Origin of the sequence: uncultured Ruegeria sp. (genome assembly GCF_947500045.1) — a bacterium.
Lineage (GTDB): Bacteria > Pseudomonadota > Alphaproteobacteria > Rhodobacterales > Rhodobacteraceae > Ruegeria.
In genome coordinates this window covers 102421-119051 of sequence record NZ_CANMQQ010000010.1, presented here as the reverse complement: position 1 = coordinate 119051, position 16631 = coordinate 102421, and the positions used below count along the sequence as shown (strand labels likewise).

General features: G+C 55.1%; 14 protein-coding genes. 3 read left to right on the top strand and 11 right to left on the bottom strand.

Translation table 11 applies throughout. The annotated features are described in order from the left end of the window. Positions 1–61 precede the first annotated feature (61 nt). The 6 genes from sugE to nhaC all read right to left on the bottom strand — a co-directional run bounded on the left by sugE (position 62) and on the right by nhaC (position 5893). Positions 62–379: a quaternary ammonium compound efflux SMR transporter SugE gene (gene sugE, locus Q1B46_RS16370; protein WP_299949591.1), complete on the bottom strand. Its 318-nt coding sequence runs from the start codon at positions 377–379 to the stop codon at positions 62–64. Between the two features lies 1 nt (position 380). Then, the gene (gene speB / locus Q1B46_RS16365; protein WP_299949589.1) at positions 381–1190 is read right to left on the bottom strand and encodes an agmatinase; all 810 of its coding nucleotides are present in this window, start codon (positions 1188–1190) and stop codon (positions 381–383) included. Between the two features lie 36 nt (positions 1191–1226). Then, the gene (gene argE, locus Q1B46_RS16360) at positions 1227–2387 is read right to left on the bottom strand and encodes an acetylornithine deacetylase (protein ID WP_299949588.1); all 1161 of its coding nucleotides are present in this window, start codon (positions 2385–2387) and stop codon (positions 1227–1229) included. 3 nt (positions 2388–2390) lie between these two features. Continuing rightward, positions 2391–3440, bottom strand: a complete 1050-nt coding sequence (locus Q1B46_RS16355) for an ornithine cyclodeaminase (protein WP_299949586.1) — start codon at positions 3438–3440, stop codon at positions 2391–2393. Between the two features lie 10 nt (positions 3441–3450). After that, entirely contained in the window at positions 3451–4383 is a 933-nt protein-coding gene (locus Q1B46_RS16350; protein WP_299949584.1) for a DMT family transporter, read from the bottom strand. A 67-nt stretch (positions 4384–4450) separates the two neighbouring features. Then, a complete protein-coding gene (gene nhaC, locus Q1B46_RS16345) occupies positions 4451–5893 on the bottom strand; it encodes a Na+/H+ antiporter NhaC (protein WP_299949582.1) in 1443 nt (480 codons plus the stop codon). A gap of 263 nt (positions 5894–6156) precedes the next feature. Between nhaC and Q1B46_RS16340 the strand changes: the two genes are divergently transcribed. Both Q1B46_RS16340 and Q1B46_RS16335 read left to right on the top strand, forming a co-directional pair. Continuing rightward, positions 6157–7062, top strand: a complete 906-nt coding sequence (locus Q1B46_RS16340) for a LysR family transcriptional regulator (RefSeq protein WP_299949580.1) — start codon at positions 6157–6159, stop codon at positions 7060–7062. A gap of 375 nt (positions 7063–7437) precedes the next feature. Then, the gene (locus Q1B46_RS16335) at positions 7438–8808 is read left to right on the top strand and encodes a nucleoside recognition domain-containing protein (protein WP_299949578.1); all 1371 of its coding nucleotides are present in this window, start codon (positions 7438–7440) and stop codon (positions 8806–8808) included. A 167-nt stretch (positions 8809–8975) separates the two neighbouring features. On the opposite strand, the gene Q1B46_RS16330 is transcribed toward Q1B46_RS16335, so the two are convergent. From Q1B46_RS16330 to Q1B46_RS16310, 5 genes are all read right to left on the bottom strand, one after another. Beyond that, positions 8976–10784 carry an ABC transporter ATP-binding protein gene (locus Q1B46_RS16330; RefSeq protein WP_299949576.1) on the bottom strand — a complete coding sequence of 603 codons (1809 nt, stop codon included), beginning with the start codon at positions 10782–10784 and terminating at the stop codon, positions 8976–8978. Positions 10785–10787: 3 nt separating this feature from the next. Further along, on the bottom strand, positions 10788–11717 hold the full coding sequence (locus Q1B46_RS16325; protein WP_299949574.1) for an ABC transporter permease: 930 nt from the start codon (positions 11715–11717) through the stop codon (positions 10788–10790). Next, complete coding sequence (locus Q1B46_RS16320) at positions 11714–12664, bottom strand: ABC transporter permease (protein WP_299949572.1); 951 nt, start codon at positions 12662–12664, stop codon at positions 11714–11716. The genes Q1B46_RS16325 and Q1B46_RS16320 overlap by 4 nt, the downstream gene beginning before the upstream one ends. Positions 12665–12729: 65 nt before the next feature. After that, positions 12730–14361, bottom strand: coding sequence for an ABC transporter substrate-binding protein (locus Q1B46_RS16315; protein ID WP_299949570.1), 1632 nt, complete (start codon positions 14359–14361; stop codon positions 12730–12732). A gap of 292 nt (positions 14362–14653) precedes the next feature. Then, positions 14654–15430: a GntR family transcriptional regulator gene (locus tag Q1B46_RS16310; RefSeq protein WP_299949568.1), complete on the bottom strand. Its 777-nt coding sequence runs from the start codon at positions 15428–15430 to the stop codon at positions 14654–14656. A 148-nt stretch (positions 15431–15578) separates the two neighbouring features. Between Q1B46_RS16310 and Q1B46_RS16305 the strand changes: the two genes are divergently transcribed. Beyond that, positions 15579–16592 (top strand): amino acid ABC transporter substrate-binding protein, encoded by a 1014-nt coding sequence (locus tag Q1B46_RS16305; RefSeq protein ID WP_299949566.1) that lies wholly within the window; start codon positions 15579–15581, stop codon positions 16590–16592. Positions 16593–16631 lie beyond the last annotated feature (39 nt).

The following is a 16631-nucleotide window of genomic DNA, read 5'->3' as shown; positions in this document are numbered from 1 at the left end:
GACAAGAAATATCCTACGCTCAGCGACCTATTTAGATGCACTGGTCGTAAAAACTCTCATTTCAGGAACTCACTAGTTTCAAACCAACGATCCCGGCCACGATCAGTGCGACACAGATCAGGCGTAGCGTTTCGGTCGGCTCGCTGAAATACAGGATGCCGTAGATCACCGTGCCAATGGTGCCGATCCCGGTCCAGACCGCATAGGCAGTGCCAAGCGGTAGGCTGCGCAGTGCCAATCCCAGAAACACAATGCTGAGCGTCATCGAACCCGCAGTGAATACCGATGGCCAAAGGCGCGTGAAACCTTCGGAATACTTCAGCCCAACGGCCCAGCCAACCTCGTGTATTCCGGCAATCAGAAGCAGGAACCAGGCCATGTCAGTGTCCTTTCGTGTCGATCAGTCTGCCAATCAGTTCTTTGGTAACCTTGGCCGCGACCATGGCCGTAACACCATAAGGATCACGGTGAGGATTCAACTCCACCACATCAGCGCCGACCAGATTGCCCCTGAACCGCTGAACAAGCGACAGAACGTCACGCGTGCTCAGCCCGCCGGGTTCGAAATGCGACACGCCGGGCGCAAAGGCCGGGTCAAGCGCATCAAGGTCAAAGCTCAGATAGACCGGTCCATCAAAGGCAATCCCGGCCACGCCACTTAGATCTCGCATCTCGTGGATTTGAGCACCAAACCGCTCGGCCTGCTCTCTTTGGTGGGCGTTTAGTGTGCGAATTCCAACTTGTACCAGTTTCGCAATCGCACCGCTTTCCATCAAACGTGCAAATGGCGAGGCATGGCTATACGGATTGTCCAGCATGTTGTCGTACAGATCCGGATGCGCATCGATATGCAGGATGTTCAATCCGGAATAGGCGGCAGTATGGGCAGCGATAACCGGGTAGGCGACAGAGTGATCCCCGCCGAGGCTGAGAACCCGATGACCGGCTCCAATCAGCTGTGCCACCTTGGTATGGATCGCTTCAAAAGCTGCCAGCCCTTCAAGTCCGGCCAGCAAAACATTTCCCGCATCAGACCAGAGCGACGCATCCCCCAGGTCGTGACCGGTTTCCGTGAACATATTGGCGCTGTCGCTGTGCAACGCTTCGCGAATACGATCCGGCGCCAGGGCCGGTCCTAGCAAGAAGCTCGAATTGTTGTCCTGCGGCAAACCAAGAAGCTTGATTGTCATACCGGATTTCCGTTCGGTTGCGTTCAAAGGCTGGGTTTATTCCGTCAGTGTTCCGATCAGTTTGTCCATAAAGACTTCGCCCTGCCGAAACTGATCGAGCGAAATAAATTCGTCGGGCTGATGTGCCTGCGCTATGTCCCCCGGCCCGCAGACCACGGTTGAATAGCCGCGATCTTGAAACAGACCACCTTCTGTCATGAAACTCACCACCCTTGATGCGGTCTGGCCGGTCAACCTGTGTGCCAGCTTTTCTGCTGGGCCCTCGGTTTCCGGCATCAGGCCAGGCGCATAGAAATCGCGGACGCAGGTGATGCCGGCTTCGGCGCGGACAGACTTCATTTGCTCATCCAACCGCGCGACTTCCGTTTCGAACGCGGCAATCCATTCGGCAAAATCGTCGCCCGGAACAACCCGGAAATCAATAACGAAGCCGCAGTCCTTCGCCGTGATGTTAAGCGCCGTACCGCCTGCGATCTTGCCCACATGGATGGTGGTGTATGGCGGGTCGAACGCAGCTGCCAGATCGTTGGGCGTGCGGCTGGCCCCACGCTCATTCATCTGATTGGCCCATTCGATCAGCCGCGCGGCCATCATCACCGCGCTAACTCCTTTGTGCATGATCGAAGAATGCACCTCATAACCATGAAACTGCACCACGTAGCCAAACCCGCCGTTATGCGCATGGACGACATCAAGGGATGTAGGCTCGCCGACAATAACAGCGTCCGCCTTTGGCATACCGTAGTTCAACATATGGTCGATCATCGGCGCGGCGCCGGTCAGACCAACCTCTTCGTCATAGCTGATGGCGATTTGTAGCGGACGTTTGAGGGGTGCTGCCAGAGCCTTTGGAACCGCCGCCAATGCCAAAGCGACAAAGCCCTTCATATCACATGTGCCGCGCCCAAACAGTTTGCCGTCCCGCTCGGTCAGCGAGAAAGGATCGCTGCTCCAGCTCTGCCCTTCGACCGGTACCACGTCGGAGTGACCTGATAGGACCACACCTCCTTCGACTGTAGGGCCGACATGCGCATAAAGCGCTGCCTTGTGCTGATTGTTGGCCGGAACACGAACCGCATCGATACCATGTGAACACAGATATTCTTCGACAAAGCTGATGAAATCGAAATTGCTCTGATCGCTTACAGTCGGATAAGCGATCAGATTCTGTAGTATCTCGCGCGCAGACAACTCCATGGGTCAGGTCCCGGACGGGATCAGCATTCCATACAGATCACGCGGATCCTCCGGGTCTGCCAGCATGTCCAGATTTTCAAAGAAATCTGTATCCTTGATTTTCTCATGCACATATTTCAGAGCGCTGAAATCTTCGACTGCAAACCCGACGCTGTCGAACATGGTGATCTGGGACTCACCGGTGCGGCCAGCCGCTTCACCGCGCATCACCTGCCATAGTTCGGTCACAGGATGATCGTCAGCCATCTGCTGGATGTCACCTTCGATCCGGGTTTGAGGAGGGTATTCGACAAAAATATCCGAACGGTTCAGAATGTCTGGCGCGATCTCGGTCTTGCCGGGGCAGTCGCCGCCGATCGCGTTGATATGCACCCCATCACCAATCATGTTGCCTGTTAGGATCGTGGCATATTGCTTGTCGGCGGTGCAGGTCGTGATGATCTTTGCGCCTTCCATGCTTTCTTCGGCAGTTTTACATGACACAACATTCATCCCCGCCGCAGCCAGATTGCGCGCACATTTTTCGGTGGCCGCCGGATCGGAGTCATAAAGGCGGACCGTTTCGATACCGCAGATTGCCCGGAATGCCAGACACTGAAATTCGGATTGCGCGCCGTTGCCGATCATAGCCATCGTCGTAGCGCCCTTGGGCGCCAGATGACGCCCGACAAGCGCCGACATCGCAGCCGTGCGAAGTGCGGTCAGCAAGGTCATGGCAGTCAGCAGAATCGGGTAGCCGGTGTCGACATTTGCCAGCAGACCAAACGCGGTCACCGTCTGAAGCCCCTCTTTTGTGTTCTTGGGGTGACCATTGACATACTTGAAGCCATAAAGCTCACCATCTGAGGTAGGCATCAGCTCGATCACGCCGACGTCGGAGTGCGACGCCACGCGCGGGGTCTTGTCAAAAAGCTCCCACCTTTTGAAATCAGCTTCGATAACATCGGCCAGCTCGGACATGAATGTTTCGGCGCCGACAGATTGTACAAGCCGGATCATATTCTCGACCGAGACGAACGGGACATATGCGCGTTCGGAAAACTTGAGTTCCATGGTTATTCTCCTAGGTATTCGGTGATGTGTTTGCCGGGTTTGCTTTGACGTTTCGGCTTAGGAAAAACATCGAGATACCCGCGACGAGGATGGCAATGATGCCTCCGACAGCGAGGTCATTGGTCGTTTCTCCCCAGAGCAGAAAGGTCCAGATCGCCGCAAAGACGAGGAAAGAGTATTCGCAGACCGCGACAAAGGCGGGCTCTCCGACCCGATAGGCCTGCGCGATTACGACGACGGCCGCTACTGCGGCCAGCGACTGGCAAAAGGTCAATAGCAGGAATCTGTTAGACACCCCTTCCCAGCCGCGGGCGAAGAAGGGCGCATCGTCGGATTGCGGCGGAAAGGCAGTGAAATAGATGAGCAGGACCAAGCTGATCAGCCCCATTGCCGAAAAGACACCAACTGCAAGTGTCGGCGCGTTTTCATTCTGGCAAAGGTGTTTGGTGACAAGAGCCCCCAAGCCATATAGCGCGCCTGACGCCAACGGCAGCAGTAAGAGAAGAGAAGCATCCGAGAGATCTGGCTGAAGCAACATCAGCACGCCCGAAAAGCCCAGGCCCATGGCCGTCACCTGCCAGATATTCACGCGTTTGCCCAGGAAAATAACCGCAAAGACTAGCACCCAGATCGGCGAGCTGAACAACCCTGCGCCAGCTTGCGCGACCGGCAGAAATCCGAGCGAAGCAAAGTACATGAGCAGGCCGACAGATATGACAAGACTTCGTAACGCAAGCCGCGCCATACTCCTGACGCGCAGAGGCACCCCAAACAGATAGGCCAGCAGAACAATCACCGGGACAGCGATCAGAGTTCTGGTGACCTGAAATTGCCAGAGACCGGCCTCCTGCGACACGGCCGCAACGAAATTGTCCGAAAAGCTCAGCACCGCAGATGCGAACAAAGCAGCAAATACCGCAACGAGGTTGCTGTTGTCTGTCATTGTTCGAAGGCCTCTGGACTTGATTGGTAGCAGATCCCAGAACAACAGGGACCTGCATCGGTTTCATTCATTCGGCAGGGGCCGAAGCCTGCTGCTGCTTTGCCGTGTCGGGCGCACCCTTTTTCAGCGGCGTAATCGTCCATCCCATGTAACCGAACAGAATGGTGACAAGGGGTGACAGCCAGCAGAAGAAGTTGAATGGCAGATACAGTAACGTCGGCACACCGAGAGTGGCAAACTGATAGGCACCGCCCGCATTCCAGGGCACGAGGTTTGCCGTCACCGTCGCCGAGTCCTCAACCGCGCGGCTAAGGTTTTCCGGTGCCAGACCTCGCTCGCGATAGGCAGGTGCAAAGCTGCGCGCGCTCATCACGATCGCCATGTACTGATCTGCCATCACAATATTGGCCATGATACCGGTCAACACGGTGGACAGGATCAGCGACCCCGTCGATTTGGCATAGCTCAGGATCTTTTCCGCCACCACTTTAAGCTGGTTGGTGCGCTCCATCACACCGCCGAACATCATGCCCGCGAAGATCAGCGCGATGGTGTACATCATTGAATTGAGCCCGCCGCGTGACAGCAGCGTGTCTACATCTTCGATTCCGGTGTTGGATTCGTATCCCCACATCGCTACCGAAACAATTGTCTCATAGTTCGCGCCCTGTAGCCCGACCGCGCAGATCACCCCGGCGACCGCACCCAGCGTAATGCCGGGGATGGCGGGAACCTTTTTGTACGAAACAAACATGACCACGAAAATGGGCAACAGAAGGACCGGATTGAGTGTAAACTGGGTTTCAAGCGTTGTCAGAATGGCGTCGATCCGTTCCAAATTCCCTTCGGTCGCACTGTATTTCAGGCCGAGCAGAATCTCGATGATCAGCGTCAGGCCAAAAGACACCGATGTCGTGTAGGACATGTGTTTGATATGGGTGAATACGTCAGTGCCCACCATGGCCGGGGCCATGTTCGTGGTATCAGACAGCGGAGACATCTTATCCCCGAAGTAGGCTCCCGATAGCACTGCACCTGCGACAATTGGCAGTGGAAAGCCCAATCCGGCACCGATGCCCATCAAAGCGACACCAACAGTCCCGGTCGTACCCCAGCTTGTTCCGGTTGCCACAGAAGTAAGCGCGCAAATCAGCAGGGTGGTTGGCAGGAAAACGGCAGGGGATATGGTTTTTAGCCCAAAGTAGACGAGCGTTGGCACAACACCACCCAGAATCCAGACGCCGATCAGAATGCCTACCACGATCAGAATAATCGTTGCCGGGATGGCAGCAGTGATCCCGCGCACCATGCCGTTCTGGATGTTGGTCCATGAAAATCCGCAGCGAAGCGCTATCAGGCTGGCCACCACCACTCCGAGCAGCATGGGAATATGCGCATCGAGACCGTAAAGCACGATTGAGATAAAGATACCCGTCACGAGAGAAAAGAGAGAGATCAGCGCTTCCCACATATGTGGCTTTCTGGCGCCTGCCGGGATCGTTGTTTTCATTTTGTCCTCCCCTACCTTCGCCTGGAAGCCCTATCCCAACCATTGGCGATTGAGTTTGGTGCACTCGTAGCGCTACTGGTGCCTGACCCACATCACCATGCGAGCGGTGTCGCCTGAAACCGGTATTGGTTTGGTGACGCGGTATTGCGCTTCGGTGAGACTATTGCGCCCACAAACGTTACTCGAAGAAACTATTGGGCAACGGTGTTTTGGAAAACTAGGTAATTCTTGCTCTCAGCGTCGTATATTCATACGCTGAAAAAATGTACGGATCTCTAAGACACTTAAATGCACTACGCGCCTTCGAGGCAGCGGCGCGGCACAGCAGCATAGCCAAGGCCTCAGCGGAGCTGAATGTTAGTCACAGCGTAATAAGCCAGCATGTACGTAATCTCGAGCAGTGGTTTGGGACAAGTCTGTTCGAACGGCACGGCAACCGCATTGAACTGACGGCGGAAGGGCGTCAGTTTGAATCTCAGGTGGCCCATGGACTCCAGGTTCTGAGTGATGCTTGCGAGGGGCTACTTCTGCTCTCGCAAACCGGATCGATCACCATCAGCGCTGAACCTGCGATTGCGTCGCGTTGGCTGCGGAAGAAAATTTCTGAATTTTCCGAACAATATCCAAGAATCGAGTGTAACTTGCGCTCGGAATGGCGCACCCCGGCGATCGGCGAAAATCAGGTGGATGCGGTCATCCATTTTGAAGAGCGTATTCAGCGGATACATGCTGAATCTGCGCAACTTTTTCCGCTGGACGGTTTCCCCGCGTGTGCACCCGAAATCTATGAGCGGCTCAATCTTTCGGAGAACTGGGATGACTTCACCAGCTTTCCACTTATTCATGATAACGGGCGCCATATCTGGCAGCAATGGTTCAGTGAACACGCTGGCGCAAGCGAGGTTTGGACCGAAGGCAAGGTGTATTCCGATCTGGCGCTCGCCATCGATGCGGCAGTGGACGGCGAAGGCATCATACTGGCGGATGACATAATTTGTCACAAGGAATTGGCTAACGGCACCCTCAAGAGAATTGACGACCATGTCAGCCGTTGTACGTGGTACAGTGTTGCAATCGACGAAAACGCACCAGCGAATTCTGCAGTTGCGACATTCAAAAAATGGATCGTCGCTGAAGCACAGAAAAGAGATTTCCGTTCCCCGAACTGACCTCAATCGAATGCCACCCGCACAGAGAACGGCGAGCCAAAGCCTGATCAGGGGCCACAATATCGCGGTTTCTTTTGGTTGTTTTCTATAGCGAAGTAAAAAACGACCCTGAGCGCATTTTATTTGTTTTTAGAACATTTCAGTGTTCATGCGATACTTCACTCTGATCTCCGGATGCCCGTCGCGGTGCCGGGATCAATGGGGAGGGGATCAGCCGAGTTCTGGTCTCATAACGAAATAGGCGCTTCCCAGCGGACCTGAACGCATTGACCTGCATGGGGTTGTTCGCAGCATCGCATTGCGGTGTTGGGTGCAGCTTGGCTGTCGGTTCCGTGACTAGTGAAGTGACCACCTAACTGAGTTGATGTCCAAAACATGGAACAAACCGCAGCACCCTCGCAACGCAGCACAGCGATCTATCTGAAACTGATAATCGGATCCCTGTTCGGCTTTTGCTTCTTCATGCTTCCCTTCTCCTGGGATGGAGAACTAACCCTGCCAATCGCCCTGCTACAAAAACTGATCAGTGCACCGATCGAAGGCGCTTTGCCCATCGTCGTCGTAGCCCTGATGGTCCTGTCCGGTGTCGCATCATTGGCGGCAACATTGACCGGCGGCGGACAGTTGAACGATTATCTGAAAGCGATTTTCGTCGCGCCCTGGCTTTCCGTAATCTTCCGACTTGCGGGTGGCGTGGTCGCGGTCTGCGCCTATTTCCACCTCGGGCATGAGGCACTCTGGGGCGAATACACCGGCGAGATCATCATCATCTACCTGATGCCCTCTTTGCTGGTCGTGTTTCTGCTGGCAACCTCGATGCTGCCCTTCCTGCTGGATTTTGGCGGCGTAGAATTTGTTGGCGCATATCTGCAAAAAGTGTTCAAAACGCTCTTCCGGCTGCCAGGGCGTGCATCGGTCCTATCACTGACCTCTTTTGTCGGCTCGGGGACCAACGGGATCATCGCTGCTGAACTTGACTACAAAAAAGGGCTCTATACTGGACGCGAAGTCTCGCTTGTTTGCCTGGGCTTTGGCACAATTTCGTTGCCTGCGGTCTTCATCTACTCGACCACAATCGGTGGTGTCGATGTTGCGAGTTTCCTTTATCTCTTCCTGACACTTGTCATTGTCGCGGTGGTGTCGACGATGGTCCTAGCGCGCATTCCGCCGCTTTCGAACAAGACTGAAGAGTATTTCGAAGGCCGCAAAGACCCAAGCTTGGACGCGCCGGTAGATGAAACGAAGAGCAAGTTTCAGATCGCCGCAGATACCGCATATGCCAAGGCAGAACGCGCGCCGGGAATCGGAACAATCCTCAAGAACGGCGTACTGACCACGTTCGAACTATACATGACGGTTTTCCCGCTGATCGTGCTGATCGGTACCCTTGCCTTGATTGCAACAGAATACACACCGCTGTTTAACTGGTTGGCCACGCCTCTTGCGCCTGTGCTTTCCCTTATTGGCCTGCCCGAAGCTGAAACTGCCGCACCGGCGTTTTTGACGGGCTTTGCCGATCTTCTACTTCCGTTCCTCGCAGCAGAGAATATCGACTCTCAGCTTACGAAGTTCGTCATCTGTATCACTGGTACAATCACAATCATCTGCATGAGCGAAACCGGAGCGATCTTGCTGAAATCCAGCATCCCGCTGAGTTTCTTCGATCTCCTGATCGTCTTCTTGCTGAAAACGGTCATATCAGTGCCGATCGCTCTGGCAATGGGACGCCTGTACGGCCTGACCTAAAAGCCAGATTAACAAACTGACTTGGTCGCCGCGCCTTGCACTATTGCGGGGTGCGGTTTTTTTAACTGTCCAAGAACGCGGGCGATTTCTGCTTCGACGCTTGTCGCAATAGCTCGGCCAGCTTTCAGCACGCCCAGAAAGATAAGCCAATTCCCGGTTTGGAGGGATCAAAAGACTCTGCGAGACCTCAAACACTCGATAAAATGTTTGTCCGATATCTGATGCACGATCGAGTCTTCCTTGTTCGCTGGGTCCGGCGCGACCACCGGATAGCGTGAGCATAGCGGACATGACTCGGCATTATACCATGCTTTGGCAAGATCTTTCGTGCTTGTTGAATGCGCCTGCTTTTTCTGGTCCAACCAGCTGGTGTCCATTTCCGGAATCGAGTCGATCAGCAGCTTTGTATAAGGGTGGAACGGCGGCTGAAGCACACAATCCGTAGGGCCTTTCTCAACGACGCGCCCGGCATACAAAACAGCGATTTCATCGGCAAAGGATGCGACGGTCGACAGGTCATGGCTGATGAAAACGTTTGAGACGCCAATGTTGTCCCGAAGGTCCTGCAGCAATGCGATAACATCCGCGCCGACGACACTATCGAGCGCAGAGGTCACTTCGTCGCACAAGATAACCTCGGGGTCGGCGGCCAGCGCGCGCGCCAGATTTACCCGTTGTTTCTGCCCGCCCGACAGCTCATGCGGAAGCCTTGTGGCGAATTCCGGCGGAAGTTTCACCATTTCCAACAGGTCCTGGACTTTTGCGCGCCGCTCGCGGCCACTAAGCCCCATGTAAAACTGCAACGGCCGGGACAGGATATCGCCGATCCTTTGCCGTGGGTTCAGCGCCGTATCCGCCATCTGATACACAAACTGAATCTGGCGAAGATCGTTTTTGCTTCGTTTTCTGAGGTCCGGCGGCAACAGATTCCCATTCAGCGAAACCTCGCCGGAACTTGCGGGCAACAGACCGGCAATCGTGCGTGCAAGCGTCGACTTGCCGCTACCTGATTCACCGATGATGCCCAGGGTTTTGCCATGCCCGACATCAACGCTGACATCGCTTAATACCTTCACAAGCGGCAGGCCGCCCACTTGTTTTCCATAGCCCGCTGTCACATGTTCTGCCGCAACCCTAGGTGACTCATCACGCACCGTTTCTGTCCTGTCACCTTCGACGGCTGTAGGTTTGGGACGCACCGCCGCCATGAGTTTTTTGGTATAGGGATGCTGTGGGTTGTTGACAATAACATCCACCGGCCCCTTTTCCTGGATCTTTCCATTGTAGAGCACCACGATGTAGTCAGCGATCTGCGCCACAACCGCCAGATCATGCGTCACGTAGATCGCCGCCGTGCCCTCGTCCTTGATGACTTTCTTGAAAGCCTTGAGCACTTCGATCTGCGTCGTCACATCCAGCGCAGTGGTTGGTTCATCCAGCACCAACAAGTCTGGGTCGCCGCATAAGGCCATCGCCGCCATCAGGCGCTGCAATTGTCCCCCCGACACCTGATGGGGATAGCGACTTCCAATATTCTCGGGGTTGGGCAAATCCAGCGCCCGATAAAGTTCCAGCGCCCGCTGATCTGCCTGAGCCTGCGTTTTTGTGCCATGAACAACCGGGGCTTCGGTCACCTGTTCGTTAATCCTCAGAGACGGGTTGAACGTTGCCGCAGCGCTTTGTGCCAGATAAGCGACTTTTTCGCCACGCAAGGGCCGTAGCGCTTCGGTTGACATCTGCGTCACGTCCTGACCAAGCAGCCTGGCCTGACCACCGGAAATCGTCAGCCCCGGTTTGCAATATCCCAGTGCGGATAGCGAAATCGTGGTTTTGCCCGATCCGGATTCTCCGATCAAAGCCACAACCTGACCGCGACGTACCCGAAAATCCACGCCTTTGACAATTGGCAATTCGCTGCCGTCTTTTCTGGTGGCCGAGATCCGCAGGCCTTCTGCTTCATAAACAACATCTGTCATATCTTACATCCGTTTCGCCAGCTTGCCGCCTGCCCCGGCGGATACATCGTCGACGATCAGGTTGATCCCGACCGTAAGCGAAGCAATGGCCAGCGCCGGTGCAACAACCGGAACAACGCTTGCGCCATACTGCAAAGCTCCCAAATTCTCGCGCACCATCGAACCCCAGTCCGCTTGCGGGGGCTGAACGCCAAGCCCGAGGAAACTCAGGCTAGAAATGAACAGGATCACCACGATCAGTCGCAGCCCGAAATCCGACACAAGCGGCAAGGCCGCATTTGGCCAGACCTCTCGGGTTACAATCCACCACAACCCTTCACCGCGCGCCCTTGCAGCTTCGACATAGTCCATCACGACGATCTCCATACCGATGGAGCGCGCCAGCCGGAAAACGATTGTGGTATAGATGAAGCCCGCCGTCAGGATCAGAACCGGTATCGAAGATCCGACCGCGGCCACCACAACAAGCCCCAACATGATTGTCGGCAGGCTGAGAAAGGCGTCGTTGATCCGACTTAGGATCAAATCCACTCTGGGCCCCGCAACAACTGCACCGATCCCCAGGACAACACCCAAGAAATATGCCATGACCGTGGCCGTAATTGAAATGCCGAGTGTCCGGCCCGCGCCAAATAGAAGCCGCGACAGGACATCGCGATCTTCGACATCTGTACCCAACCAGGCTCCGGGCTGAGGGACCTGAAACTCGCTATAGGCATCGGGAAACGGCAGATCGTTCTCGCCATAGGGGGCGACAAAAGGGCCCAAAACGGCGATCAGAATCCAGAAGCCTACAACAAGTATTCCGAACCATCCGGTGACCGATGGCCTATACTTTGCCGCCGGTGCGGAATCCTTCAGCTCTCCGAACTGTGTGTCTTCTGAGAATGGGGCGACGTAGTGTTCGTCGTCTTGATACGCGGGATTGGTCATCTCGGATGCCTCAGTCGGGGGTTGGACATTATGGCGGCGATATCGGCAATCAACATGATGACCACGTAGACGGCGCAAAATATCATACCCAGGCTCTGCACCATCACGTAGTCGCGCGTCTGCACGCCCTGAACGATCAGCGTCGCCAGGCCCTGATAGGAGAAATACACTTCGACCACGATCACACCGGTGACCAGATACGCGAGATTCAGCGCGACCACATTCACAATCGGCCCGATCGCGTTGAGCAGAGCATGGCGCAGAATGATGCGTCGACGCGGTAGCCCTTTCAGGATGGCCATCTCGATGTATGGCGAGGCCATGACATTCAGCAAGGCAGCCCGGGACATCCGGATCATTTGCGATGCGATGACAAAGCACAGTGTGGCAATGGGCAGGGCAAAATGTCCGATCAGGGCAAACAGGCCCATCCCCTCAGTACTGCCGGACACGATCGTGCTGCCCAGCCCAAGAAACAGAACAAAGAACATGACAAGCAGTGTCGCGGTGAAAAACTCCGGCGCGGCCACCAGAACCACGGACAGCATAGAAACGCTGCGATCCAGGTAGCTGTCCGGGTACATCGCTGCGGCAATGCCAAGCGCCAGCGATATAGGAACACCGATCAGCGCGGTCAGCGCGCTGACAATCAGAGTGTTTTTGTAACGATCCGCAATCAGACCGGAAATCGGAGCATCACCCGACAGGGAATTACCCAGATCGCCGCTCAAGAAATTGCCGAGCCATGTGAGGTATTGTTGGTAATAGGGCCGATCCAGCCCAAGCTTTTCACGCAGGTTGGCCAGATTCTCGGCACTGGCGGACTGACCCAGCCGAATTTGCGCCGCGTCTCCGGGCAGGATCTTTGTCCCCAGGAAGATGATTATCGAGACCGCCAACATTGTCACAAGACCAATGAACAACCTCTTTGCGATTAAAGCCTGCATTGTGTTCCCCGCCTAGTTCATTCGGCCGTCTCTGCCCCGGCGCAGCATACGCCGGGGCAGAGACATCAGACATCGTCACGCCACAATGTCGGGGCACATTCGGAGCCGCCGAAATTGTTGATCGGAACGTGGGAAAGCCCTCTTACGTAGCTCGCATTTGCGTCGACGTAATTGCGGTGCGCCGGCAGCACGCAGCCGTTTTCGTTGTGGATCTTTTCTTGAAGGGTGCAATACATCTCTTTGCGCAGGTTCGGGTCCTGCACACCGCGCACCTCGACCAGGATCTTGTCGAATTCGGGATCCTGATGGAAGGTTTCGTTCCACGCCGCGTCGGACTTGAAGGCCAGCGACAGCATGATGTTGGCCGTCGGCCGCATATTCCAGCTTTGGGCGCTGATCGGAGCTTTCATCCAGACCGTGCTGAACCATCCGTCTGTCGTAACCTTCTGAACATCGATGTTCATTCCAATCTTTTTGGCTTCGCGCTGCAGGAACAGGCATTGCTCGACACAGCCCGGTCCGATCTCGGACGCGATAATCGGAATTGTCGTGCCGCCGATACCCGATTTCTTGAAGTGATAGGCTGCCTTTTCCGGGTCCATCTCGCGCTGCGGCAGATCGGGGCAATGATCGAAATAGGCCGCGCCGATGGGCTGGTCGTTGCCCAATGAGCCTTCGCCCTTGAACACACCTTTCACCAGACGCTCACGATCCATGAGATGCTTCATCGCCAGGATCATGTCGATATTGTTGGAATCGCTGTGGTCCATCCGACAGGCCAGATTGACATAAGCGCCAGATTTCACAGACCAGACTTCCTTGCCCTCGGCGGCGTTAACCATTTCAATAGCACGCGGCTGCAAATTGGCCATCAGGTCGACATCGCCGTTCAGGAAGGCGTTCAGGCGGGCCACCGGATCACCTATACCGAAATGTTCGATCTCGTCCAGATAGGCGCCGTCGGTCCAGTAGTTTTCATTCCGCACGCCAATGGTCCGGACACCCGGCCGGAATTCTTTGACCTTGTAAGGGCCGGTGCCCATTGGCATAGAGAAATCCGTGGCGCCGTCCTGCACAATCTTGAAGTGGAACGTACCAAGGGCAATCGGCAAGTCGGCGTTCGGTGAATTCAGCACCGCCTTAACCTCGTGGTCGTTGACCTTGACCCATTCGGAAACCATGTCCACCAGCGAGCCGGCTTTCGAGATCGTGTCCGGCCCCAGATGCCGGTTCATCGAAAAGATCACGTCATCGGCGGTAAGGGCTTTGCCGTCGTGGAACTCGACACCTTTCCGAATCTTGAACGTCCATTCCGTGGCGTCGTCGTTGGAAAGCACCTCTTCGGCAAGTTCGGGCTCGTAACTGAGGTTCGGTGTCAACCTTGTCAGGGACCCATAGAACATCCGCCCCCGGAAGTAGTCGTTCGACGAGGCGAACAGGGCCGGATCAAGCGTATCCGCCGGACCGTGCTGGTCATCCGCAATAGTCAGCCTGCCGCCCCTCTTTGGCGTGGCCGCCCAGGCCGCCGTCGCGGATCCGAATGCCGTTCCTGACGCCGCTGCCGTCGCTCCAAGCGCCATCATCCAGCGCATGACATCCCGTCGGGTCGCTCCCTGGCCGACCATGCCCAGGAGTCTCTCGCGGTCTGATAGCGACATGTTTTCGAAATCGGGTGTGTTTTTTGTACGGAACTTCATGGGTCCTCCCCCTGCCTATATGACGCCGGTGTTCCTCAAGATGAAGCTACGGCGTTTGATATGCGAAAACCGGATCAATCATTCATTCGATCGGCGGCATCATGCTATATCGTATACTATTCTAGGGTACGTAGGTTTATCTACGGCTCAGCGTCGGTTTTTCGTAAGCATGGTTTTTGCCAATACAAGACACAATCGGCATTGCAGCGTGACAAGCGACGACTTCAAACAACACCCGAAAGCTTCGCGAAAACGTCGCGCGAAGCACCGGCATAATGTGAAATTCCAGAGGTCAGGCGCCGCTACTCAAGTGGGCCGCCAGAAATTGGGTATACCGATCACAAGCAACTGAAATATGATCGGTCATCAAATCAGCGGCGAGGTCCAAGTCCCGTGCCCGGTAGGCCGCAAGAATTGCACGGTGTTCGTCTTGTGTTTCATTTTCTTCGCCGCGCAACTTCATATACAAATGGGTATAGCGCTGTGACACGGTATGGGCTCTGGTGATCATACGACACAAGTGGGGCATGCCAGCAGGTTCATAGAGCGCGAGATGCAGTTTCAGATTCCAATAGCTGGTCAGCATCGGGTCTTTGACCAGCTCATATTCATCAATGATTTTCTCTACTTCATAGAGTTGCGCGCCCGTCGCAACAGGTAAGGATTCGCGCACGGCAAAGACTTCGAGCATGAGCCTCAACTTGAAACTTTCGCTCATTTCTTCAAGCGAGGTTTTGCTGACCACAAAGCCCTTGTTTGGTGTGAAGCTAGCCAATCCCTGACCCTCGAGCTCGCGCAGCGCTTCACGGACGGGGATCTTGCTGGTGTTCAGCTCCTTTGCAATCTGATCCTGACGAATGGATTGACCGCTTTCGAGCGCGCCGGAAATGATGGCCTCTCGCAGGACCTGAACGACAAATTGGGGTGCCGTGGCATTTTCTGAAGACACGCGAGCGGCAATATATCTTAGAACATCGCTATCCTGCTCTTTGGTCCTGTATCGTTCCTGATTCGAATTGGTTCCGTACACGTTTGCGCCCATCAGACTTGCTATCGAAATAAGTTTCAAGACGGTATTTTGCCTGTCCTTTGTATCGTATACGAAAGTGTTTCGTACAGCAATCAAAACAAAGAAGTTGACATATGTGGTCTCAGTCAGCTTAGTTTTAGGAAATAGTATACGATTATAACAACCAACAACCTGGGAGAACCCTGTGATGACCCCGTTGAAGACAACACTTGCTATGGCCTCGATATGTGCGGCAGGCCTGGCAACCATGGCACAAGCCGATCTGATCTCGACCATCAAAGACCGCGGAGAACTGACATGTGGCGTTCATCCAGGTCTGGTCGGCTTCGGCGCGCCGGACGAAAACGGCGCATGGCAGGGGCTGGATCCGGATTTCTGCCGTGCGTTTGCAATAGCCATTCTCGGTGAACCCTCGGTGAAATTCGTACCACTATCCGCTCAGGCAAGGTTCACCGCACTGCAAAACGGAGAGATTGATGTCCTGGCGCAAAACAGCACCATGACACTGACCCGCGACGCCGGGCTGGGGCTGAACTTTCCAATGTTCAATTTCTACGACGGTCAGGGGCTAATGATACGCGCCGATTTGGGCGTTACAGACGCAAAAGAGCTGGATGGCGCCAGCGTCTGCATTCAGCAGGGTACGACCAGCGAATATGTCGTACGCAACTTTTTCACCGATCTCGGCATCACCTTCAAACCGGTTGTGATTGAGAGCGGCACGGAATTCTTCTCGGCGTTCTTCGCAAATCGCTGCGACGTGATTACCAGCGACCTTTCGCAGTTGGCCGTTGTTCGCCTGACATCCGATGATCCAAGCCAGTACGTCGTGCTTGAGGACATCATGGCAAAATCCCCGCTTGGCCCGGTTGTGCGCGGCGACGACAAGGATTTCATGGATGTCGTTAAGTGGGTTGTCTACGCCACTCTGACCGCCGAAGAGCTCGATATTACGGCGGATAATGTTGAGGACATGAAAAATGAGAACAATGCCGACATTCAGAAATTTCTTGGTGTCACGCCCGGCGTAGGAGAACCGCTTGGTCTGGATGACGATTGGGTCGCCAATGTCATCTCGTCCTTAGGAAACTACAGCGAAATCTTCGAGCGGAACGTTGGGCAGGATTCTCCCCTGGGTCTGGAACGTGGGCAGAACGCGTTATGGCGCGATGGCGGCCTGATGTATTCGCCACTGTTCTAGATTCAATTCCCCGCCGGCACGTTCGGCGGGGCTTTTTCG

Bases quoted from the DNA above. Each gene is read 5' to 3' on its own strand.
- sugE (WP_299949591.1), bottom strand. From the start codon at position 379: ATGGCCTGGTTCCTGCTTCTGATTGCCGGAATACACGAGGTTGGCTGG.
- speB (WP_299949589.1), bottom strand. From the start codon at position 1,190: ATGACAATCAAGCTTCTTGGTTTGCCGCAGGACAACAATTCGAGCTTC.
- argE (WP_299949588.1), bottom strand. From the start codon at position 2,387: ATGGAGTTGTCTGCGCGCGAGATACTACAGAATCTGATCGCTTATCCG.
- Q1B46_RS16355 (WP_299949586.1), bottom strand. From the start codon at position 3,440: ATGGAACTCAAGTTTTCCGAACGCGCATATGTCCCGTTCGTCTCGGTC.
- Q1B46_RS16350 (WP_299949584.1), bottom strand. From the start codon at position 4,383: ATGACAGACAACAGCAACCTCGTTGCGGTATTTGCTGCTTTGTTCGCA.
- nhaC (WP_299949582.1), bottom strand. From the start codon at position 5,893: ATGAAAACAACGATCCCGGCAGGCGCCAGAAAGCCACATATGTGGGAA.
- Q1B46_RS16340 (WP_299949580.1), top strand. From the start codon at position 6,157: ATGTACGGATCTCTAAGACACTTAAATGCACTACGCGCCTTCGAGGCA.
- Q1B46_RS16335 (WP_299949578.1), top strand. From the start codon at position 7,438: ATGGAACAAACCGCAGCACCCTCGCAACGCAGCACAGCGATCTATCTG.
- Q1B46_RS16330 (WP_299949576.1), bottom strand. From the start codon at position 10,784: ATGACAGATGTTGTTTATGAAGCAGAAGGCCTGCGGATCTCGGCCACC.
- Q1B46_RS16325 (WP_299949574.1), bottom strand. From the start codon at position 11,717: ATGACCAATCCCGCGTATCAAGACGACGAACACTACGTCGCCCCATTC.
- Q1B46_RS16320 (WP_299949572.1), bottom strand. From the start codon at position 12,664: ATGCAGGCTTTAATCGCAAAGAGGTTGTTCATTGGTCTTGTGACAATG.
- Q1B46_RS16315 (WP_299949570.1), bottom strand. From the start codon at position 14,361: ATGAAGTTCCGTACAAAAAACACACCCGATTTCGAAAACATGTCGCTA.
- Q1B46_RS16305 (WP_299949566.1), top strand. From the start codon at position 15,579: ATGACCCCGTTGAAGACAACACTTGCTATGGCCTCGATATGTGCGGCA.